The 20,638-nt window shown below is 70.9% G+C and carries 21 protein-coding genes and 4 tRNA genes; 14 read left to right on the top strand and 11 right to left on the bottom strand.

All coding sequences use genetic code 11. The annotated features are described in order from the left end of the window. Positions 1-135: 135 nt before the first annotated feature. Positions 136-1,380, bottom strand: coding sequence for an APC family permease (locus ACFC09_RS28025; RefSeq protein ID WP_376533098.1), 1,245 nt, complete (start codon positions 1,378-1,380; stop codon positions 136-138). A 190-nt stretch (positions 1,381-1,570) separates the two neighbouring features. On the opposite strand from ACFC09_RS28025, the gene ACFC09_RS28020 reads away from it, so the two are divergent. Then, positions 1,571-1,837 (top strand): GlsB/YeaQ/YmgE family stress response membrane protein, encoded by a 267-nt coding sequence (locus ACFC09_RS28020; RefSeq protein ID WP_376533097.1) that lies wholly within the window; start codon positions 1,571-1,573, stop codon positions 1,835-1,837. A 128-nt stretch (positions 1,838-1,965) separates the two neighbouring features. On the opposite strand, the gene ACFC09_RS28015 is transcribed toward ACFC09_RS28020, so the two are convergent. Further along, positions 1,966-2,454 (bottom strand): YajQ family cyclic di-GMP-binding protein, encoded by a 489-nt coding sequence (locus ACFC09_RS28015; protein ID WP_376533096.1) that lies wholly within the window; start codon positions 2,452-2,454, stop codon positions 1,966-1,968. Positions 2,455-2,681: 227 nt separating this feature from the next. Here ACFC09_RS28015 and ACFC09_RS28010 point away from each other — a divergent pair. Next, positions 2,682-2,763 (top strand) — tRNA-Tyr (locus ACFC09_RS28010). A 129-nt stretch (positions 2,764-2,892) separates the two neighbouring features. On the opposite strand, the gene ACFC09_RS28005 is transcribed toward ACFC09_RS28010, so the two are convergent. The 4 genes from ACFC09_RS28005 to ACFC09_RS27990 form a co-directional block, all read right to left on the bottom strand. Continuing rightward, positions 2,893-4,059: an FAD-dependent monooxygenase gene (locus tag ACFC09_RS28005; RefSeq protein ID WP_376533095.1), complete on the bottom strand. Its 1,167-nt coding sequence runs from the start codon at positions 4,057-4,059 to the stop codon at positions 2,893-2,895. A gap of 241 nt (positions 4,060-4,300) precedes the next feature. After that, a complete protein-coding gene (locus tag ACFC09_RS28000) occupies positions 4,301-4,831 on the bottom strand; it encodes a (2Fe-2S)-binding protein (protein ID WP_376533094.1) in 531 nt (176 codons plus the stop codon). Between the two features lie 12 nt (positions 4,832-4,843). Continuing rightward, the gene (locus ACFC09_RS27995; RefSeq protein WP_376533093.1) at positions 4,844-5,761 is read right to left on the bottom strand and encodes an FAD binding domain-containing protein; all 918 of its coding nucleotides are present in this window, start codon (positions 5,759-5,761) and stop codon (positions 4,844-4,846) included. Further along, the gene (locus ACFC09_RS27990) at positions 5,758-8,094 is read right to left on the bottom strand and encodes a xanthine dehydrogenase family protein molybdopterin-binding subunit (RefSeq protein WP_376533092.1); all 2,337 of its coding nucleotides are present in this window, start codon (positions 8,092-8,094) and stop codon (positions 5,758-5,760) included. The genes ACFC09_RS27995 and ACFC09_RS27990 overlap by 4 nt, the downstream gene beginning before the upstream one ends. 434 nt (positions 8,095-8,528) lie before the next feature. Here ACFC09_RS27990 and ACFC09_RS27985 point away from each other — a divergent pair, with 434 nt between their 5' ends. After that, complete coding sequence (locus ACFC09_RS27985; RefSeq protein WP_376533091.1) at positions 8,529-9,029, top strand: Dps family protein; 501 nt, start codon at positions 8,529-8,531, stop codon at positions 9,027-9,029. Positions 9,030-9,097: 68 nt separating this feature from the next. Continuing rightward, positions 9,098-9,310, top strand: a complete 213-nt coding sequence (locus ACFC09_RS27980; RefSeq protein WP_376533090.1) for a hypothetical protein — start codon at positions 9,098-9,100, stop codon at positions 9,308-9,310. A 214-nt stretch (positions 9,311-9,524) separates the two neighbouring features. Here the strand turns inward: ACFC09_RS27980 and ACFC09_RS27975 are convergent, their stop codons facing one another. Together ACFC09_RS27975 and ACFC09_RS27970 are read right to left on the bottom strand one after the other, a co-directional pair. After that, positions 9,525-10,181, bottom strand: a complete 657-nt coding sequence (locus tag ACFC09_RS27975; RefSeq protein WP_376533089.1) for an NAD(P)H-binding protein — start codon at positions 10,179-10,181, stop codon at positions 9,525-9,527. Positions 10,182-10,448: 267 nt separating this feature from the next. Further along, positions 10,449-11,714 carry an amidohydrolase family protein gene (locus tag ACFC09_RS27970; RefSeq protein ID WP_376533088.1) on the bottom strand — a complete coding sequence of 422 codons (1,266 nt, stop codon included), beginning with the start codon at positions 11,712-11,714 and terminating at the stop codon, positions 10,449-10,451. A gap of 347 nt (positions 11,715-12,061) precedes the next feature. Here ACFC09_RS27970 and ACFC09_RS27965 point away from each other — a divergent pair. From ACFC09_RS27965 to ACFC09_RS27940, 6 genes are all read left to right on the top strand, one after another. Then, positions 12,062-12,134, top strand: a tRNA-Thr gene (locus tag ACFC09_RS27965). Positions 12,135-12,180: 46 nt separating this feature from the next. Further along, positions 12,181-12,253, top strand: a tRNA-Met gene (locus tag ACFC09_RS27960). Between the two features lie 91 nt (positions 12,254-12,344). Then, positions 12,345-12,509 carry a 50S ribosomal protein L33 gene (gene rpmG, locus ACFC09_RS27955; protein WP_003948671.1) on the top strand — a complete coding sequence of 55 codons (165 nt, stop codon included), beginning with the start codon at positions 12,345-12,347 and terminating at the stop codon, positions 12,507-12,509. A 117-nt stretch (positions 12,510-12,626) separates the two neighbouring features. Then, complete coding sequence (locus ACFC09_RS27950) at positions 12,627-13,079, top strand: MaoC family dehydratase N-terminal domain-containing protein (protein ID WP_376533087.1); 453 nt, start codon at positions 12,627-12,629, stop codon at positions 13,077-13,079. A 3-nt stretch (positions 13,080-13,082) separates the two neighbouring features. After that, complete coding sequence (locus tag ACFC09_RS27945; RefSeq protein ID WP_376533086.1) at positions 13,083-13,511, top strand: MaoC family dehydratase; 429 nt, start codon at positions 13,083-13,085, stop codon at positions 13,509-13,511. Positions 13,512-13,576: 65 nt separating this feature from the next. Further along, positions 13,577-14,632: a UDP-N-acetylmuramate dehydrogenase gene (locus ACFC09_RS27940; protein WP_376533085.1), complete on the top strand. Its 1,056-nt coding sequence runs from the start codon at positions 13,577-13,579 to the stop codon at positions 14,630-14,632. 197 nt (positions 14,633-14,829) lie between these two features. On the opposite strand, the gene ACFC09_RS27935 is transcribed toward ACFC09_RS27940, so the two are convergent. After that, on the bottom strand, positions 14,830-15,462 hold the full coding sequence (locus tag ACFC09_RS27935; RefSeq protein WP_376533084.1) for an NAD(P)-dependent oxidoreductase: 633 nt from the start codon (positions 15,460-15,462) through the stop codon (positions 14,830-14,832). A 240-nt stretch (positions 15,463-15,702) separates the two neighbouring features. Here ACFC09_RS27935 and ACFC09_RS27930 point away from each other — a divergent pair, with 240 nt between their 5' ends. Beyond that, positions 15,703-16,314 carry a TetR/AcrR family transcriptional regulator gene (locus ACFC09_RS27930; RefSeq protein ID WP_376533116.1) on the top strand — a complete coding sequence of 204 codons (612 nt, stop codon included), beginning with the start codon at positions 15,703-15,705 and terminating at the stop codon, positions 16,312-16,314. Positions 16,315-16,346: 32 nt separating this feature from the next. On the opposite strand, the gene ACFC09_RS27925 is transcribed toward ACFC09_RS27930, so the two are convergent. Together ACFC09_RS27925 and ACFC09_RS27920 are read right to left on the bottom strand one after the other, a co-directional pair. Continuing rightward, positions 16,347-17,387: an adenosine deaminase gene (locus ACFC09_RS27925; protein ID WP_376533083.1), complete on the bottom strand. Its 1,041-nt coding sequence runs from the start codon at positions 17,385-17,387 to the stop codon at positions 16,347-16,349. A 126-nt stretch (positions 17,388-17,513) separates the two neighbouring features. Then, complete coding sequence (locus ACFC09_RS27920; protein WP_376533082.1) at positions 17,514-18,740, bottom strand: pyridoxal phosphate-dependent aminotransferase; 1,227 nt, start codon at positions 18,738-18,740, stop codon at positions 17,514-17,516. A gap of 259 nt (positions 18,741-18,999) precedes the next feature. Between ACFC09_RS27920 and ACFC09_RS27915 the strand changes: the two genes are divergently transcribed. The 3 genes from ACFC09_RS27915 to nusG all read left to right on the top strand — a co-directional run bounded on the left by ACFC09_RS27915 (position 19,000) and on the right by nusG (position 20,440). Further along, a tRNA-Trp gene (locus ACFC09_RS27915) sits at positions 19,000-19,072 on the top strand. A gap of 105 nt (positions 19,073-19,177) precedes the next feature. Next, a complete protein-coding gene (gene secE / locus ACFC09_RS27910) occupies positions 19,178-19,465 on the top strand; it encodes a preprotein translocase subunit SecE (RefSeq protein WP_376533081.1) in 288 nt (95 codons plus the stop codon). A 78-nt stretch (positions 19,466-19,543) separates the two neighbouring features. Further along, a complete protein-coding gene (gene nusG, locus ACFC09_RS27905) occupies positions 19,544-20,440 on the top strand; it encodes a transcription termination/antitermination protein NusG (RefSeq protein WP_376533080.1) in 897 nt (298 codons plus the stop codon). The last annotated feature ends 198 nt before the right edge of the window (positions 20,441-20,638 follow it).

The raw sequence follows: 20,638 nt of genomic DNA, 5'->3' as shown, positions 1-20,638 counted from the left end.
CGTGCCCCTCGACCGGGCACCCGGTGGTGCTGACGCCGCCCCGGCCACGCGCGCCGCGACAGCGGCAAGACGTTGTCTCCACCCTCACCCGAGTCGGCCCGGTCCGGCTCGCCGAGCCGGCACGGCCCGGTTGGCTCAGCGAACCCCGGCCCACCGGCGCACGCCGTAGGCCGCCGCCCCCACCAGCAGCACACCCGCGCCCACGACCATCGCGGTCACGGGCAGGGCGAACGCGAGTGTCACGCATCCCACCAGCCCCAACGCCGGCAGCACACGTGACGACGCCGTCCGACTCAGCGTCCAGGCCGACGCGTTGGCCACCGCGTAATAGGCCAGCACACCGAAGGAGGAGAAACCGATGGCACCCCTTACGTCTGCCGTCGCCGCCACCACGGCGACGACCGCGCCCACGGCCAGCTCGGCGCGGTGCGGGACGTGGAAGCGGGGATGCACCCTGGCCAGGGAGCCGGGAAGATGCCGGTCGCGGGCCATGGCCAGCGTGGTCCGGGACACCCCGAGGATCAGAGCGAGCAGCGACCCCAGCGCACCCACCGCGGCCCCCACCCGCACCACCGGCACCAGCCCCGGCACTCCGGCCGCCCGCACCGCGTCGGCCAGAGGTGCCGCCGCCTGTCCGAGACCCGGGGCGCCGAGCACCGACAGCACCGCGACGGCCACGAACGCGTACACCAGCAGCGTGATGCCCAGAGCCAGGGGGATCGCGCGAGGGATGGTGTGCGCCGGATCCCGTACCTCCTCGCCGAGAGTCGCGATCCGCGCGTACCCGGCGAACGCGAAGAACAGCAGGCCCGCCGCTTGGAGCACCCCTCCTGCTCCCGCCGTGCCCCCGACGTCCAGCCGCCCGGCGTCGGCCTGCCCCGAGGAGAGGCAGACGACCACCACGGAAGTGAGGACCGCGAGCACCACCGCCACGATCGCCCGCGTCAGCCAGGTGGACTTCTGGATGCCGCCGTAGTTCACCGCGGTCAGTGCCACCACGGCGGCGACCGCCACGGCGTGCGCCTGCGCGGGCCACACATACGTGCCCACGGTGAGCGCCATCGCCGCGCAGGAGGCCGTCTTGCCGACGACGAACGCCCATCCGGCGAGGTATCCCCAGAAGTCCCCGAGCCGCTCCCGCCCGTACACGTAGGTGCCGCCCGAGGCCGGGTACAGGGCGGCGAGCCGGGCCGAGGACAGCGCGTTGCAGTAGGCCACCACGGCCGCGACGGCGAGGGCGGGCAGCAGACCGGGTCCGGCCGCGTGCGCGGCGGGTCCCATGGCGGAGAAGACACCGGCGCCGAGCATCGAGCCGAGGCCGACGGCCACGGCGTCACGGACCCCCAGGGTGCGCCGCAGGCCGGAACCGGAGCTTGTCATGTGCCGCACCCTACTGATCGCTGCAACCGTCCGGTGCATGGGTGACGTCTTCCGGAGCAACACGGCACGAACACGCGCGCGACGGACGGCACGGACCACGGGCCGCACGGGCCGCGCCGCACAGCGGGCGCTGACGAAGATCACAGCGTCGGGACAGTGCGGGCACAGCGCGGGAGGGCAGGTTCACGGCATGAGCATCATCGGTTGGATCATCCTGGGACTGTTGGCCGGAGTCATCGCCAAGATCCTGCTGCCGGGGCGGGATCCGGGCGGCTTCATCGGCACGACTCTCATCGGCGTGGCGGGCGCGTTCGTCGGCGGCTGGATATCGGCCCGCTGGCTGGACCACCCCATCACCAAGAACTTCTACGACGGGGCCACCTGGGCGGCCGCGATCGGCGGCTCGCTCGTCCTCCTGATCGTCTACCGCCTCCTGTTCGGCAACTCGCGCAACTGAGGGCGGCCGGAACGCGGTTGAGTGCGACCGCAGCACGGTCGGCACACGAGAAGGGTGGGCCGCCTCGGTTGCCCACCCTCCCTCGGGGTGCGTCGTTCCGTACCCACGCGATGCGCGGACCTGCGGGACTACCGGTAGTTGACGAACTGCAGCGCGAAGTCGAAGTCCTGGCCCTTCAGGAGGGCGATCACGGCCTGCAGGTCGTCCCGGCTCTTGGAGCTGACGCGCAGCTCGTCGCCCTGCACCTGGGCCTTCACGCCCTTCGGGCCCTCGTCGCGGATGATCTTCGCCACCTTCTTCGCGTTCTCCTGGGAGATGCCCTCCTGGATCGACGCGAAGATCTTGTACTCCTTGCCGGAGATCTGGGGCTCGCCCGTCTCCAGCGCCTTCAGCGAGATGCCACGCTTGATCAGCTTGGACTGGAAGACGTCGAGGACAGCCTTGACCCTTTCCTCGGAGTTCGCCTCCAACAGGATCTTCTCGCCGGACCAGGCGATCGAGGCGCCCACGCCCTTGAAGTCGTAGCGCTGTGAGACTTCCTTGGCGGCCTGGTTGAGGGCGTTGTCGACCTCCTGCCGCTCGACCTTCGAGACGATGTCGAAACTGGAGTCGGCCATGTCCTGTGGCTCCTTGTATCGGTGCGTATCGGGTGCGTACCGGCATGCGCGCAGGCAGCCGTAGAGCCCGGCATGAGACCGGGTCGCATTCGCACCAGCCTAGTCACCCCGTACGGGCCGGGCACCGATCAATCGGGTGGCGGAGCACCCCTCGGTATCGGGTATTGTTTACGTCGTTGCCAGGGAGCACCGCCGAGAAGCGGTGGCTTCGTCCGGCAGCAAAACCCGGCGGTGTGCCCGAGCGGCCAAAGGGAGCAGACTGTAAATCTGCCGGCTCAGCCTTCCCAGGTTCGAATCCTGGCGCCGCCACGCTGAGAGAGACCCCCTCCGAACTGCGTTCGTGCAGTTCGGAGGGGGTTTTGTTTGTTCGGAGGCGGGCCTGTCGGCAAAGGGGCGGTGGTCTGTCGGTGGCGGGTCGGAAGGTGCGGGCTCGGGCCGTCAGCGGTCACTGAAGTAGTGGCAGGCGGTGGGTATGCCCAGGGTCGATCTTCGTGCCAGTTCGAGGCCGGCGTCGGACAGGGTGAGAAGGCGGGCGAGCCGCTGGGCTTCCCAGTTCTCCAGGGCCGAAGCGGGCAGTGGGCGAGAAGGGTCCCAGCCCCGCAGGGCCTCGGCGAGACCCGCGGCGTCCCCGAACGCCTTGGAGGTTCCCGAAGCGGTGTGCGGCCGCACGGTGCCCGCGGCGTCACCGATCAGCGCCGCGTGGTCCGCCGTCATCCTGACCGGCGGAAGGTCGTAGACCGGCTGCATGAAGACGCGGGAGATCCGTACGAGTTCGGCGAAGGGAGCGGGAAGCGTGGTTTCCGCGCAGGCGGTCACTCGGCCGACGGTGTCGCCGTGAGCGTCTCCGGGTGGCAGGAAATACGTGAACCGGTTCCCCGTCCGGCTGGTCAGCAGCGGGGGGAGATCGCGGTCGGCGACATTGGCGTACCACACCCAGTTGACGCGCCGTGAGCCTTCGGTCCGTTCCCCGGCGGGGCCCGGGACCAAGTAGCAGAGCATCTGCATGCCGTCGGCCCCGAAGTAGGTGAATCGTCCCGCGAGCAGATCCAGGAGGTGGTCCGGGACGGCGGATTCCGGTTCCAGGCCGCGCCACGCCACGTAGCCGGCGTAGACCGGGTGGGACCCTGGGTGCAGGAGCCGGCGGGTCGCGGAGCCGATTCCGTCGGCGCCGACCAGGAGATCGCCTTGTGCGGTGTACCCGTCAGTGAAGACCGCGGTGACCTCGTTGTCTTCGACGCGCACGCGGTTCAGCTCACTGTCCAGGCGGTAGCAGACCTCCGAAAGCGGTTCCCGAAGGACGCGGTACAGGGTGTCCCAGGCGGTCATCAGTTGCGGAGCCGCGTACCGGACGGGGGCGTCGTGCAGGTGCAGTTGCTGGCGCTCGTGGAGTTCGACGCTCACCCCGGGTGCGCCGACGCCGATCCGGTCGAGGAGTGCCGCCACCTCCGGCTGCATGACGATCCCCGCGCCGCGGGCGCGCAGCCGGCCGGCCGAACGCTCGTACACGGCGACGTCCGCGCCGGCCGCGCGTAGTTCGTGAGCCGCGGCGAGACCTCCGACCGAGCCGCCGATGATCAGTGTTCGGAACGTGTTCCCGGTACCCAACGCGCACCTCCGGGGAAGTCCGGGGCCCCGGCCGAGTGCGTGGATGCCGAGGAACCGGCGGGCGTTCTCCGTCAGCGTCTCGGGTTCCAGGCCGTTGCCGAGGGGAACCGGACCGGGTCGGGCTGTGCCCTGTCGAACGGGTGGTCGCTGCCGCAGAGGACCCGGGCCGACGGGGCGCGGGCCGTGAGCGGCCTCAGCGCTTCGGGATCGTGGGTCCGGGCGGCGGGGGCGGCATGTGCTGTCAGGTCGCGGTCTGTCGCTGCCGGCCTGACCGCGGGTGCTGTCCCGGCCGCGGCTGTCGGCCTCGCCGCTCCCGTGCCGCCCGGGTGACCGCGCGGCGAATGGGTTCGTAGCCGGTGCAGCGGCACAGGTTGGAGCCGACGACGTGGTCCACCCGCTCGGGATGGTCGGCGAGGTCGGGGTCCGACTCCAGTGCCTCGGTCGCCACCATCAGGAAACCGGGGGTGCAGAAGCCGCACTGCAAGGCGTACTCGGCGGAGAACGCGCGCTGCACCGGGCTGGGTTCGCCGTCCGGGCCGGCCAGCCCTTCCACGGTCCGGACCGAACTGCCGTCGCACTGCACGGCGAGCATCAGGCACGCGCGCACCGCCCGGTCGTCGACCAGGACCGTGCAGGCGCCGCACACCCCGTGCTCGCACCCCAGGTGCGTGCCGGTGAGGCGGCAGTCCTCGCGCAGGACGTCGGCGAGGACACGGCGGGGTTCCACGTCGAGCGGGAACTCCTCGCCGTTGACGGTGAGGGTGATGTCCATGGTGCTGTCTCCTCAGCGCGCGCCCGTGCGTGCGCGGTGGTCGTTCGCCGCCTGGCTGAGCGTTCTGGCGGTGACGACGGCGATGGCGTGCCGCCGGTACTCCAGGTCCGCGTACGGCTCGGCGACGGGGTCGGCGTCCTGTTCGGCCGCGGCGCGGCCGGCTCGGGCGAAGGGGTGGTCCTCGGGCAGCCGGTACCCGTCGGTCGGCGGTCCGATCTCGGCGCCGGCCAGGGACTGCTCGGCGGCATGCGCCCGCAGTGGGCGGTCCGCGCAGTTGACGAGACCGATCCGGGCCTGGCGGATCACCCCGTCGTGCACGGTGAGCGCCGCCGCCACGGCCACCTGCGCGAAACAGAAGTGGGTACGGCGGTGCTCGATGAAGCCGACTCCGGTGGTGTCGGGGAGCAGCGGGTACTGCACGGACGTGATCAGCTCGGCGGGGCGGCGGGCCGTCCGCAGCGGGCCGAGGAAGTAGTCCTTCGCCGGCACGGTGCGCGGGCCGTCGGGTCCGCGCAGATTCACCACGGCGTCCAGCGCGACGGCGATGGCGCACCACTCGGAGGCGGGGTGCCCCCAGCCGAAGCTGCCGACCATGGTTCCCCTGGACCGGATCGGCGGGTGGGCGATGTTGACGACCGCCTGGGCGGCCAGCGAGCCGAGCGGGCCGGGCACGGACTCGGCGGACTCGAAGACCCGGTGCCTGATCAGCGCGCCGACCCGCAGGGTGTCGTCGACGACCTGCATGCTGTCGAGTTCGGGGATGCGGTTGATGTCGACCAGGAGGTCGGGCCGGATGCGTTCGAGGTGCATTTCGAGGATCAGGCTCTGTCCGCCGGCCAGCACCTGGGTCCTGCCGCCGCCGTTGCCCAGGGCGTCGACGGCCTCGGCCACCGTGCGGGGCGCCATATAGTCGAAGGCCGCGGGCTTCACCGGTTTTCCTCCCGCGTCGGGGTACGGGCCGTGCGCGGTTCCGTGGCGCGGGCCGCGCGCCAGATCACGTCCGGGGTGAGCGGCATCTGGAGGAGGTCGGGGTCGGCGGGCCGGAGGGCGTCGTCCACGGCGTTGACGATGGCGGCAGGCAGGCCGATGCACCCGGACTCGCCCGCGCCCTTGGCGCCCAACGGTGAGGCAGGGCTCGGGGTACAGGTGTCCTTGACCTCGATGGGTGGGACCTCGGTGAACGTCGGAAGCAGGTAGTCCAGCATCCCGTTGCCCAGCAGCGGGGTGCCGCCTTCGTCGTAGGGGATGGCCTCGTACAGCGCCTGCCCGATGCCCTGCACCGAGGATCCGAGGGCCTGCGCGCGGACGATCTCGGGGGCGAGCTGCACCCCGCAGTCGTCCACGGTGACCACCTTGAGCAGGCGTACGGTGCCCAGCTCGGGATCCACCTCGGCCACCGCCGCGTGGGTGCCGAACGGGAACGCCATGCCGGTCTCGAAGCGGTCCTCCACGCGCAGCGGACCGGTGGCCTTGACCAGTTCGGACAGGTCCATGGGGGCGGAGCCGTCGCGGACGGGGCAGAGGGCGCCGTCGGACCACTCCACTTCCGGGACCGGCAGGTCCCACAGGCCGGCGGCCCGGCGCCTGGCCTCTTCGACGACCAGGTGCGCGGCGTGCTGGAGCATCGCGCCGGCGACCTGGGCGCTACGGCTGGCGAACGAGCCCAGGCCGTCGGGCTGTTCACCGGTGTCGCCCTCGACCAGCCGTACGCGCTGCTCGTCGATCCCGAGGGTCTTCGCGACCAGCGCCGGGAACACCGTCTCATGACTCTGCCCGCTGGAGGCCGCACCGCACCGGACGGTGACGATGCCGTCCTCGCCGACCTCGATGCCGCCGAACTCGTGCAGGCCGCCGGGCTCGCCGCCGGAGCGTTCGACGTAGCAGGAGAGGCCGATGCCCAGGGGTTTCGCGGCCGGGTCGGTGCGGCGCCGGGCCTGTTCCGCCCGCCACGCGTCGTAGCCGACGGTCTCCAGGGCCAGGTCGAGCGCACGGGCGTAGTCGCCGCTGTCGTAGGTGCGGCCGGTGGGGGTGGTGTAGGGGAAGGCGTCGGGCGGGATGAAGTTGCGCCGCCGCAGTTCGGCCGGGTCGATCCCCAGTTTCCGGGCCATCGTGTCCATGCACCGCTCCAGTGCGAACACGGCCTCGGGCCGGCCGGCGCCCCGGTAGGGGTAGGTGATCATGGTGTTGGTGAGGACCGAGCGTACGGTCGCATGGACCTGCGGAGTGCGGTAGGCGCCGGTGGCCATCCACGCGGTCTGCATCGGCAGTCCGACCCCGAGGTGGGGGTAGGCGCCGACGTCCGCGTCGATGTCCAGTTCGTAGGCGAGCAGGCGTCCGTCGGCGTCGGCGGCCAGCCGGGCGCGCTGGTCCTGCCCGCGGCCGCGGGTGGCGACCAGCATCGACTCCAGGCGGTCCTCGATCCACCGGACCGGTCGGCCGAGCCTGACCGCGAGGAAGACGACCACGACGAACTCGGGGAACGAGGCGCTCTTGCCGCCGAACGCGCCGCCGGTGTCCGGGACCACCACTCGTATCCGGTCCTGCGGCCAGCCGAGCAGCGCCGCCATCTCGCGGCGCAGCCGGTGCGGCATCTGGTGTCCCGACCAGATCGTCAGCCGGTCCTCCTCGGGGACGGCGAGGATCGTCCTGCATTCCATGGGGGTGGGCATCAGGAGGTTCTGCCGGTAGGAGCCGCTGACCACCGCGCCGGCTTCCCGCCACACCGCGTCGTCGACGGGCCGGCCGGTCTCGCTCCGCAGGGCGACGTTGCTCATGCCGTCGAAGAGCGGGGTCTCGTCGCGGGCGGCGGCGGACGGCGTGATCACCGCGGGCAGCCGGTCCACCTGGAAGGTCACCTCGGCCGCGCCGTCCTCGGCCCGGTAGCGGTCCTCGCCCAGGACGACGGCGACCGCCTCGCCGGCGTACCGCACGCGGTCCTTGACCAGCGCCGGCCACTCCCGGCCGGCCACCGCCTCGTCCGAGGACAGCTTGGCGAGCACCGTGTGCGGTACGGGGGGCAGGTCCTGGAGGGTCGCGGCCGAGTGGACACACGCCGGCAGGTCGCTGAGATCGTCCGCGGACCAGGCCCCTGCCACGCCCGGCACCTCGCGCGCCGGGCCGCAGTCCACCGAGCGCAGCACACCGTGCCCCACCTTGCTCCGCACGAACACGGCGTCGAGGCATCCCGGTACCTCGATGTCCGCGACATAGCGGCCGTTTCCGGTGAGAAGTCTCGCATCCTCGCGCCGAGTCCACTGATACACAACAACACCTCTTGTGATGTCGAGAGCATGGGCGTTCCGGTCCCGGCTGCTGCCGCCGGGCGGAGTCGCGGCCCCCTGCCGGCGGGTTTCACGGAAATCCCGGCACTGTCCACGGGGGCGGCGGAAAAGGTCGGCCGCTGCCCGTGTCAAGACAGCGTAAGAGTGAAGCAAGAAATGCGCATATCGGGCATATGTGGCAGGTTGCCAGGTGTCGGCGCTCGGCTCGACGGCTTGCTCGGCGCCGGTGCCGCCGCCCGGTCCTGCGGGGTGCGTCCACACCGTCCCGCCTCCCTCAAAACGCTCACGACCTGCGCTTTTACCCAAGCGGATCAGGCGCGGTGGCGGCAGGGGGACGGCTTCGTAGGCTGGGCGTAGGAAGACGGGCCCCCTGGTGCGGGGGGCTGCTGTGCTGTGCTTGCAAGAGGAGACACACCATGACCGCTTCCCCGAAGGTTTCCCGGCGTCCGGACAGCGACATCACCGGATTCACGGCATCCAAAGAGATGACCGAAGCCCTGCAACAGATCCTGGTGGATCTCGTCGAACTGCATCTCCAGGGAAAACAGGCCCACTGGAACGTGATCGGTCACAATTTCCGGGACCTGCACCTGCAACTCGACGAAATCATCGACGACGCCCGGGAATTCGCCGACACCATCGCCGAGCGCATGCGTGCCCTCCAGCACTGGCCGGACGGCCGCTCCGACACGGTGGCGATGCACACCACGCTCCCCAGGTTCCCGGAGGGCGCGCAGAGCGTCAGCACCGTCGTCGATCTGGTGACCGCGCGTCTGCGGGCCACCGTCGACACCTTGCGCGTGCACCACGACCAGGTCGACAGCGAGGACCCCTCCACCGCCGACCTGCTGCACACGATCATCGACTCCCTGGAGAAGTACGCCTGGATGGTCGGCGCGGAGAACCAGAAGGTCTGACGTCGTTCTCGATGGACGGCGGGCGGTACCGGGTGGGTTTCGACGGGGCATGGAGGAGACTTGGCTCCATGTCCTCTCGTCGTAGAGCCTGCCCGGTGTGCCGTCGTGAGATCGCCGTCGTCGCGGGACGCTTCGCACGGCACGACCCGCCCGGCGCGCGCGAGAGCGGCGAACTCGTCTCGTGCGCCGGGTCCCGGCGGCAGGCGCAACTGGGCGCGGCCCAGCCGACGTTGGACGCGTACGCCGTACCGGACTTTCCCGGGCAGCTGCCCCTGTTCTGATGACTGGCCGCAGAAGTGACCGACCGGGTGCTGATGACGACTGATGAGGTCTGATGACGACTGATGACGACTGATGAGGTCTGATGACGACTGATGAGGTCTGACGACGACTGATGACGACTGATGAGGTCTGACGACGCGGGTGGGGGCGCCGACCGGTTGGGCGGACGGGCGGTTCCGACCGGTCGACAGTTCCAACGGACCGCGGACCGCCTCAGTTCCCCGCCACCGACTTCACCGCGACCGACACCGGCACCGACCCGCTGATCAGCTCAAGCGTCAGACCGGCCGTCGCCCGGCTCTCCACCAACTCCGCGAGTACGGCGGCCACGTCCGCGCGCGGGACCGAGCCGCGCCCGGTGCGCGCCTCCAGGCGTACGAGGCCGTTGCCGCGCTCGTTCGTCAGGGCGCCGGGACGCAGGATCGTCCAGTCCAGCGCGTCCAGACCGGTCACGTACGCGTCGGCCGCGCCCTTGGCCCGCTGGTACACGTCGAAGACGTCGTCGCCCTGGTGCGCCGGGTCCGCGCCCATCGAGGAGACGACCACGAACCGGCGTACGCCCGCCCGGACGGCCGCGTCCGCGAACAGCACCGCCGCGTCCCTGTCCACCGTGTCCTTGCGGGCGGCGCCGCTGCCCGGGCCCGCGCCCGCCGCGAACACGGCGGCGTCCGCGTCCCGCAACTGCGCCGCGACCTCCTCGACCGAGGCCGACTCCAGGTCGAGGACGACCGGTTCGGCACCGGCGTCCCGCAGATCGTCTCCCTGCTCGGCGTTGCGGATGATCCCCGCGACCTCGTCCCCGCGCGCGGAGAGGAGCCGTTCGAGCCGCAACGCGATCTGACCATGACCACCAGCAATGACAATGCGCATGTTTCCGACCGTACGCCCGAAGCACCGCTTCTGCCGCACGACTTCGGCCCCGGCGCCGCGAGCCGCGCACCGGCCGACTCCGCGGAGCGCGCGCACCTCCTGCCCGCAGGCCACCACGCGCTCCCGGAACGACCCCGAACGACCTCGAACGACCTCGAACGACCTCGAACGACCCCAACGACCCCGTACGTCCGCGGCCACACGCGAACGACCGCGGACGTACGCGAACGCACGCACGCGCGCGTGCACGCCGTCACGCGCCCCGCTTCACGACAACTCGCCCCGCCCCTGACGCGGCAGCCCCAGCTCCGCGGCGACCGCCGAGTTGCAGTACTCCCGCACCGCGCTGGTGCGCGCCACCACGCGCCCCCGGTGCACCACGATCCGGCTGTACGAGAGGGAGAGCGCGCCGGCCAGCTGATGACCGCGCACGGCGAGCAGTTCCGCGGGGAAGCCGGCCTCCACCCGGACCTCCGGAAGTCCGAGGACGGCGCGGGCCGAGCCGCTCACGGCGTCGTACGCGTCCTCGGGGTGCAGCCCGTGGCACGAGGCCAGCAGGTAGGCGGCCTCCAACGGGTCGCCGCGGCCGACCGGGTTGGACACGTCCCGCAGGGCCCCGCTCCCGGCCGCGACCCGGATCCCGGCGGCGCGCAGCAGCCGCACCGGAGCCGTACCCCGCCGCTCGACGCTGCCGCAGCCGCCCTGCGGCAGGCAGACCACGGCCACCCCGGCCGCCGCGAGCCGGTCCGCGACGCGGGCGGCGGCCTCGGTCGCCAGCCGGGACAGCGCGCCGCACGGACCGAGGGTCACACCGGGGCGCAGCCCGCCCGCCATCGCCGCGAGCCGGGCGAGCCGGGCCGGGTCGGCGGCGTCCGTGTGCAGGTCGACGGGGCAGCCGTGCTCGGAGGCCACCTCCAGGAGCGTCTCGACGTAGCCCGTGGGGTCGGGGTCGAGATCGGGGCAGCCGCCGACCACGGTGGCGCCCATCTTCACCGCGTCCCGCAGCATCGCCAGCCCGTCGGCCCCGGCCGCCCCGGTCAGCAGCCGCGGTACCGCCACCGCGGTCAGGTCCGCGAGCCCGTTCAGCGAGCGCCGCGCCTGGAGTACGGCGCCGAGCGCGCCCAGCCCCTGGACGTCGCCCACGCGCACGTGCGCGCGCAGTGCCGTCGCCCCGTGTCCGAGTTGCAGCAGGGCGGCCTCGGTGGCGCGGCGCTGGACGTCCTCGGTCTCGTACGAGACGGGGCCGCCGCGGTCGGCGGAGAGTGCGGTGTCGGCGTGGGCGTGCGGCTCCGCCGGGGCCGGCAGGAGCAGGTAGCCGCCGAGGTCGATACGGGCGGCACCGGAGCGGGCCGGGCCCGGTGCCAGGCTGCCGGCCGTGCCGACCGCCTCGATGCGCCCGCCGTCCAGCCGCACGTCCACGGTGCGGCCGTCGGTGAGCCGCGCCCCGCACAGGACGAGCGCCCCGTCGGAGTGGCCCGAGGAGCCCGGCGGGTTCGACGGCGGTGGGGGCGGCTGCGGCTGGCTGTCGGGCATCGGGGTCCAGGGGCTCGTGACTGCGGCTCGGGCTGCGCGAGGCGACTGAGGGGGACTCAAGATCACGCAGAGTGAGTCGAGCCTAGGATGGCGGGCCGCGCGGGGCGGGGAGGAGCGCAATAGTCGTACCGGTGTGGTCCGCCGGCGTATCGGCGGTGTGGCCCGCCGGGTCCCTCACGCGCGCGTGGAGCGCGGCCGGGAACGTTCCTGGGGGCCTGTGGAGCACGCGCGAAAGGCGGGTGGAGGGGCGTACGGGACTGCCGGGACACGGGCCGAAGACGCCTTCGCGGGCGGTACGAAACGGATTTGGGTGAACGGCGGCCGAGCGTGTAATGTCTTCATCGCTCGCCCCAATAGCTCAGTCGGCAGAGCGTCTCCATGGTAAGGAGAAGGTCAACGGTTCGATTCCGTTTTGGGGCTCTGGTGTGAGAAGAAACCGTCGCGAGACGGGATCCGATCGCATCACAGCGGTGTAGCTCAGTCGGTAGAGCAAGCGGCTCATAATCGCTGTGTCACCGGTTCAAGTCCGGTCACCGCTACTGACAGTAGCCGATTGCGGGGTCGGTCCTTCGATCGGCTACTCTTTCTTGCGTTTGAAACATTCCATCCGTTCGTCATAGGAGCACTCACGTGGCTGCCACCGACGTCCGCCCGAAGATCACGCTGGCCTGCGTGGAGTGCAAGGAGCGGAACTACATCACCAAGAAGAACCGGCGTAACAACCCGGACCGTCTTGAGATGAAGAAGCATTGCCCGCGTTGCAACGCGCACACCGCGCACCGCGAGACGCGCTGACCCATCTGGCTCGTACGCGAGGCCGCCCCCTCAGCCGGGGGTGGCCTCGCGGCGTTTTCGCCGAGGGGACCAGCTAATTTGTGGGCAATCGCAGCTGACATCAGGAGGTGCCGGGTCATGGCGCTCGACCAGTCCTTCGTGGGGCGGAGCTATCCGTCCACCGAGCCCTACGAGGTGGGCCGGGAGAAGATCCGCGAGTTCGCCGACGCGATCGGGGACCCCCATCCGGCCTACCGCGACCCGGATGCCGCCAAGGAACTCGGCCACTGCGAGGTGATCGCGCCGCCGACCTTCGTCTTCTCGATCACCTTCCGGGCCGCCGGACAGGTCGTCCAGGACCCACAGCTCGGCCTCGACTACAGCCGAGTGGTGCACGGAGACCAGAAGTTCGCGTACACCCGGCCGGTGCGCGCGGGCGACCGGCTCCAGGTCACGTCGACCATCGAGGCCATCAAGTCCATGGCCGGGAACGACATCCTGGACATCCGCGGCGAGGTCCACGACGAGGCGGGCGAGCACGTCGTGACGGCCTGGACGAAGCTCGTGGCGCGCGCGGCCGAGGAGAGCTGAGAGATGACGGCGAAGATCGCTTACGACGACGTGGAAGTCGGCACCGAACTGCCGGCGCAGACCTTTTCGGTGACCCGCGAGACGCTCGTGCGGTACGCGGGCGCCTCCGGTGACTTCAACCCGATCCACTGGAACGAGAAGTTCGCCAAGGAGGTGGGCCTGCCGGACGTCATCGCGCACGGCATGTTCACCATGGCCGAGGCGATCCGGGTGGTCACCGACTGGACCGGTGACCCGGGCGCGGTCGTCGAGTACGGCGTCCGCTTCACCAAGCCCGTCGTCGTGCCGAACGACGACACGGGCGCCGTGATCGAGGTCGGCGGCAAGATCGCCGCCAAGCTCGACGACAACACGGTACGGGTGGACCTGACGGCCACCAGCGGCGGCCAGAAGGTGCTGGGCATGTCCCGGGCGGTCGTACGGCTGGCCTGAGCCGGGCCGGGGCAAGGGGTGTTCCGCCGAAGAGTGAGCCCCTTACGTCTCGTAGTCTTGGGCGCGTGCAGGAACTCCACGACGCCCCCCTCGCCCCGCTGACCACCTTCCGGCTGGGTGGCCCCGCCACCCGGCTGGTCACCGCCACCACCGACGCAGAGGTCGTCGCCGCCGTCCGTGAGGCCGACGACAGCGGAACCCCCCTGCTGCTGATCGGCGGCGGTTCGAACCTGGTCATCGGCGACAAGGGCTTCGACGGTACCGCCCTGCGCATCGCCACCCGCGGATGCGAACTCGACGGCACGCGCGTGGAGGCCGCGGCCGGCGAGGTGTGGACCGACACCGTCACACGGACCGTCGAGGCCGGCCTCGCGGGCATCGAATGCCTCGCCGGAATTCCGGGCTCCGTCGGCGCGACGCCGATCCAGAACGTCGGCGCGTACGGCCAGGAGGTCTCCACCACCATCACCGAGGTGGTCGCCTACGACCGCACGGTCAAGGAGACGGTCACGCTCACCAACGCCGAGTGCGCGTTCTCCTACCGCCACAGCCGCTTCAAGGCCGACCCCGACCGCTACGTGGTGCTGCGCGTACGGTTCGCGCTGGAGGCCGCGGACGGGCTGTCGGCGCCGGTCAGGTACGCCGAGGCGGCCCGCGCGCTGGGAGTGGAGCCCGGCGGCCGGGCGCCGCTCGCCGCCGCCCGCGAGGCCGTCCTGAAGCTGCGTGCGGGGAAGGGCATGGTCCTCGACCCCGAGGATCACGACACCTGGTCGGCGGGGTCCTTCTTCACCAACCCGATCCTCACGGACACGGAGTTCGCCGCCTTCCACGCGCGCGTGAAGGAGCGGCTCGGCGACGGCGCCGAGCCGCCCGCCTACCCCGCGGGCGACGGGCACATCAAGACCTCCGCGGCCTGGCTGATCGACAAGGCGGGCTTCACGAAGGGGTACGGCAGCGGGGCCGCCCGTATCTCCACCAAGCACACGCTGGCGCTGACCAACCGGGGTGGGGCCAGTACGGAGGAGCTGCTTGCGCTGGCCCGGGAGGTCGTGGCCGGGGTGCGGGGGGCGTTCGGGATCACGTTGGTCAACGAGCCGGTGACTGTTGGCGTGAGCTTGTAGTTCTGCGCTGTAGCTCTGTGCCGTAGCTACGCGTTGTCGCTCCGCTGGGGGCGGGTGGTTGCGCAGTTCCCCGCGCCCTTATGAGGGGTGGGGTGTTGTTGGTTGGGTGCGGGGCGGTTGTGGCTGGTCGCGCAGTTCCCCGCGCCCCTATGAGGGCCCGCGCCCCCATGAGGGCCGCGTCCCCGTGGGGTGCTGGTTCAGTAGGCCACGCCCACTCCCTGCCGTACCGTCTTCGGGTCCTCGGTCATCGTCAGCATCGCGTGGGCCACGTCCGCGCGTGCTATGAAGCGGCCGCCGCGCGGGAAGCCCCCGACCACCGTGCGGTACGTGCCGGTGAGCGGCTTGTCCTGGAGGCGCGGTGGGCGTACCGACGTCCAGTCCGTGTCGCTGCGCGCCAGTTCGGCCTCCGTCTCCCGCAGGTCGGCGTAGACGTCCTTGAGGAGGGCCGAGACCAGGCCGCGCGCGGTGCGGTCGAGGAAGCTGTCGTTCTCCGGGGCGGGGCCGACCGGCCCGGCACTGACCAGCAGCAGCCGTCGTACGTGTGCCGCCTCCATGGCCGCCAGGACCGTACGGGTCAGGCGGGTCGTCACCCCGGCGTCCTTGCGGCTGCGCGCGCCCAGACCGGACAGCACCGCGTCCCGGCCGGCGACGGCGGGGCGCACCTGCTCCGGGTCGGTGAGGTCCGCGCGGACCACCTGAAGGGCAGGCCCGGTCACGGTCAGCCGCGCGGGGTCACGGACCACGGCCGTGACCCCGTGGCCCGCGGAGAGCGCCTGGCGGACGATCTCCTGGCCGATTCCGCCAGTGGCGCCGAACACGGTGAGGTTCATGGGGTGCTCCGGGTTTTCATCGGTCCTCTTCTGCCTTCATCGGCCTTCATCGGCCTTCATCGGCCTTCAACGGCCTTCATCGGCCTTCAACGGTCTTCTTCGGTCTTCTTCGGGTGGGTGAGGCATGGGTGTACGGCGGTGGGGTGGGTGAGTGTTCACTCACCTCAGTGGCTTCTAGGGTGAGTAAGTACTCACCCATTCGTCAAGGCCGGGAGTGCCGCCATGCCATCCTTGGGCGCCATGGAGCAGAAACCGGCCCGCGTCCGCATCCTCGACGCCGCCCACGAACTGATGCTCACCGTGGGGCTGGCCCGCGCGACGACCAAGCAGATCGCCAAGGCGGCGGACTGCTCCGAGGCGGCGCTCTACAAGTACTTCGCCAGCAAGGAGGACCTGTTCGTCCACGTCCTCACCGAGCGGCTGCCCCCGCTGACCCCCCTGCTCGGCAGTCTCGCGGCCGAACCGGGAAAGGGAACGCTGGAGGAGAACCTCACCGAGATCGCCCGCCAGGCCGCCTTCTTCTACGAGCAGAGCTTCCCGATCGCTGCTTCCCTGTACGCCGAGACCCAGCTCAAGGCCCGGTTCGACCACGGGCTGCGGGAGATGGGCTCCGGCCCCCACAAGCCGATAGAGGGTCTCGACGCCTATCTGCGCGCCGAGCAGGAGGCGGGCCGGGTCCGGGCCGACGCCGACACCTTCGCCGCCGCGTCCCTGCTGCTCGGCGCCTGCTCCCAGCGGGCGTTCGCCTACGACGCGTCCCGGACGGGCGAGCGCCCGCCGGTCGACGACTTCGCCCGCAGACTGGCCCGCACCCTGCTGGGCGGGATCGCCGCCACCGGGCACCCGGCCTGACCCTGGCCCCGGAAGATCCCCGGCCGGCCGTCTCAGGCGGCCGGGCGGGTCAGCCAGTCGTCGACGCCCGCCAGCAGCTTCGTCCGTACGTCCTCCGGTGCCGCCGACGCTCTGACCGACTGCCGGGCCAGTTCGGCGAGTTCCTGGTCCGTGAAACCGTGGTGCTCCCGCGCCAGCCGGTACTGGGCGGCCAGGCGCGAGCCGAACAGCAGCGGATCGTCTGCACCCAGCGCCATCGGCACCCCCGCCTCGAACAGCGTGCGCAGCGGGACGTCCTCCGGCTTCGTGTACACGCCCAGCGCCACGTTCGACGCGGGGCACACCTCGCAGGTCACGCCCCGGTCCGCGAGCCGCTTCAGCAGCCGCGGGTCCTCCGCCGCCCGCACCCCGTGCCCGACCCGGTCGGCATACAGGTCGTCCAGGCAGTCCCGGACCGAGGACGGGCCGGTCAGCTCGCCGCCGTGCGGGGCCGAGAGCAGGCCGCCCTCGCGCGCGATGTGGAAGGCGCGGTCGAAGTCCCGGGCCATGCCCCGGCGTTCGTCGTTCGACAGGCCGAAGCCCACCACGCCCCGGTCCGCGTACCGCACCGCCAGCCGGGCCAGCGTGCGGGCGTCCAGCGGGTGCTTCATACGGTTGGCGGCCACCAGTACCCGCATGCCGAGACCGGTGTCACGCGAGGCCGTCTCCACCGAGTCCAGGATGATCTCCAGAGCGGGGATCAGACCGCCCAGGCGCGGCGCGTACGACGTCGGGTCGACCTGGATCTCCAGCCAGCCGGAGCCGTCCCTCAGGTCCTCCTCCGCGGCCTCCCGGACGAGGCGCTGGATGTCCTCCGGGTCACGCAGGCAGGAGCGGGCCGCGTCGTACAGCCGCTGGAAGCGGAACCACCCGCGTTCGTCCGTGGCCCGCAGCTTCGGCGGCTCCCCGCTGGTCAGCGCGTCGGACAGCACCTCGGGCAGTCGTACGCCGTGCTTGTCGGCCAGCTCCAGCAGGGTGGCGGGCCGCATCGAGCCGGTGAAGTGCAGGTGGAGATGGGCCTTCGGCAGGTCAGAGACATCACGTACACGCTCCATTCCAGGATCCTGCCGCACGTCCCCCGCGTCCCGGTAGTCGGTTCCCCGTTCGTGGTCTTGCCCGCACACATGAACGGGCCGCCCCAGCGAAGAGGCGGCCCGGCGGCCCGTTCGTGCCGAGTGGGTTCAGTCCTTGGCCTCGGCCAGCAGCTTCTGGAGCCGGCTCACGCCCTCCACCAGGTCCTCGTCACCGAGGGCGTAGGACAGCCGCAGGTAGCCCGGGGTGCCGAAGGCCTCGCCCGGTACGACCGCCACCTCGGCCTCCTCCAGGATCAGCGCGGCCAGCTCCACCGAGGTCTGCGGGCGCTTGCCGCGGATCTCCTTGCCGAGCAGCGCCTTCACCGACGGGTACGCGTAGAACGCGCCCTCCGGCTCCGGGCAGACCACCCCGTCGATCTCACCGAGCATCCGCACGATCGTCCGGCGCCGGCGGTCGAACGCCTCGCGCATCTCCTCGACCGCCGCGAGATCGCCGGAGACCGCCGCGAGGGCCGCCGCCTGCGCGACGTTCGAGACGTTCGACGTGGCGTGCGACTGGAGGTTCGTGGCGGCCTTGACCACGTCCCGCGGGCCGATGACCCAGCCCACCCGCCAGCCGGTCATCGCGTACGTCTTCGCGACACCGTTGACGACGATGCACTTGTCGCGCAGCTCCGGCAGGATCGCGGGCAGCGAGGTGAACGTGGCGTCGCCGTAGACGAGGTGCTCGTAGATCTCGTCCGTCAGCACCCACAGACCGTGCTCGACCGCCCAGCGGCCGATCGCCTCGGTCTCCTGTTCGCTGTAGACCGCGCCGGTCGGGTTGGACGGGGAGACGAAGAGGACGACCTTCGTCCGTTCCGTGCGTGCCGCCTCCAGCTGCTCCACACTCACCCGGTAGCCGGTCGTCTCGTCGGCGACGACCTCCACCGGGACACCGCCGGCCAGGCGGATCGACTCCGGGTACGTCGTCCAGTACGGGGCCGGGACGATCACCTCGTCGCCCGGGTCCAGGATCGCGGCGAAGGCTTCGTAGATGGCCTGCTTGCCGCCGTTGGTGACGAGGACCTGCGAGGGGTCGACCTCGTACTTCGAGTCCCGCAGCGTCTTCGCGGCGATCGCGGCCTTCAGCTCGGGCAGGCCGCCCGCCGGGGTGTACCGGTGGTACTTCGGGTTCTTGCAGGCCTCGATCGCGGCCTCGACGATGTAGCCGGGGGTCGGGAAGTCGGGTTCACCGGCGCCGAAGCCGATCACCGGACGCCCGGCGGCCTTGAGGGCCTTGGCCTTGGCGTCCACGGCGAGGGTGGCGGACTCGGAGATCGCGCCGACTCGGGCGGAGACCCGGCGCTCGGTGGGAGGGGTTGCAGCGCTCATGAACCCATCGTTCCAGACCGGAAACGTGCCCGGCACGCGGGTTTCACAGACTGAACGGCAGGGGGCCGACCCGTGAACAAGCGTCCGGAACCGGCCTCCGGCCAGGACGATCTTGCGTTTCGCGCGTCCGGACGGCCACTTACTGTTCGACGCCGGGCCCGGGAACACGTACACTCTCACCTCGTTGGCCTTCGGCAGCCGCCTCCGCGCCGGTGCACACCGAGCAGTCGGTCGGATGCGGTACGTTGGGGGACACCAAAGGGTCGTAGCTCAATTGGTAGAGCACTGGTCTCCAAAACCAGCGGTTGGGGGTTCAAGTCCCTCCGGCCCTGCTACACACACCGCCAGGATGTGTGCGCATGTACGTACAGCATTGCAACGCCGTGCGGCTCAAACCGGGCGCGGCACGGCCACGACCCGGGATCAGGTGAGGACGAATGACGGACGCCGTGGGCTCCATCGAAACTCCTGATGCCCAGGACGAGGTGCCGGAGTCCAGCAAGAAGGCCCGCAAAGGTGGCAAGCGCGGCAAGAAGGGCCCGCTGAAGCGCCTTGCGATCTTCTACCGCCAGATCATCGCCGAACTCCGCAAGGTCGTCTGGCCGACCCGCAACCAGCTGACGTCGTACACCACCGTGGTGATCTTCTTCGTCGCCATCATGATCGCGTTGGTGACCGTGATTGACTATGGGCTCGACCACGCCGCCAAGTACGTCTTCGGCTGAGCCAAGAGCGAAGGGCGCCGTGATGTCGGCGCCCGTTTTCGCATGTTCCACTTATGTATCCAGGAAGAAGCAGCCATCGTGTCTGACCCGAACCTGAACGACGCCATCGAGCCTCGCGGGAATGCCGCCGAGGCGGTGGACGACGAGCTCGACATCGTCGAGGGCGCGGACGAGCAGGACGAGTTCGAGGCTGCCGAGGCCGAGGCGGGGGAGCCGGCCGAGGAGGCGGCCCTGCAGGTCGTGGACGAGGACGTCGCCGACGAGGACGTTGCCGACGAGGACGTTGCCGACGAGGACGGTGCGGCCGAGGACCTGGCCGCGGGGGACGAGGGCGCCGACGAGGAGCCCGCGGAACCGGTCGACCCCGTCGCGGCACTCCGCGACGAACTGCGTTCGCTGCCCGGCGAGTGGTACGTCATCCACACCTACGCCGGTTACGAGAACCGCGTGAAGACCAACCTGGAGCAGCGCGCCGTCTCGCTGAACGTCGAGGACTACATCTTCCAGGCCGAGGTGCCGCAGGAAGAGGTCGTCCAGATCAAGAACGGCGACCGCAAGACGATCAAGCAGAACAAGCTGCCGGGTTACGTCCTGGTCCGCATGGACCTGACCAACGAGTCCTGGGGCGTCGTCCGCAACACCCCCGGCGTCACGGGCTTCGTCGGCAACGCCTACGACCCCTACCCGCTGACCCTGGACGAGATCGTCAAGATGCTCGCCCCGGAGGCCGAGGAGAAGGCCGCCCGCGAGGCCGCCGAGGCCGAGGGCAAGCCCGCTCCGCAGCGCAAGGTCGAGGTCCAGGTGCTGGACTTCGAGGTCGGCGACTCGGTCACCGTCACCGACGGCCCGTTCGCGACGCTCCAGGCCACCATCAACGAGATCAACCCGGACTCGAAGAAGGTCAAGGGCCTGGTGGAGATCTTCGGCCGGGAGACCCCGGTCGAGCTGAGCTTCGACCAGATCCAGAAGAACTAGACCGACGATCATCCGAAAGAGCCCCTGCCCAACGGTCCGCCGTTGGGCAGGGGCTCTTTCGTGTGCTCCGAGGGGGACGTGCTCATCGCCGCAGTGCACGGCCAGGTCGAGCACGTGTTCATGGCGCTCCCCTGAACCGCACGTGCTCAGTTCCCCCCGAACCACCGGTGATCCGGGCCGTGTCCGGGGAGTGCAAAA

It is taken from the genome of Streptomyces sp. NPDC056161, from assembly GCF_042268025.1.
GTDB lineage: Bacteria > Actinomycetota > Actinomycetes > Streptomycetales > Streptomycetaceae > Streptomyces.
Note: the sequence above shows the minus strand (reverse complement) of the source record. Positions and strands in the feature narration are given on the sequence as shown.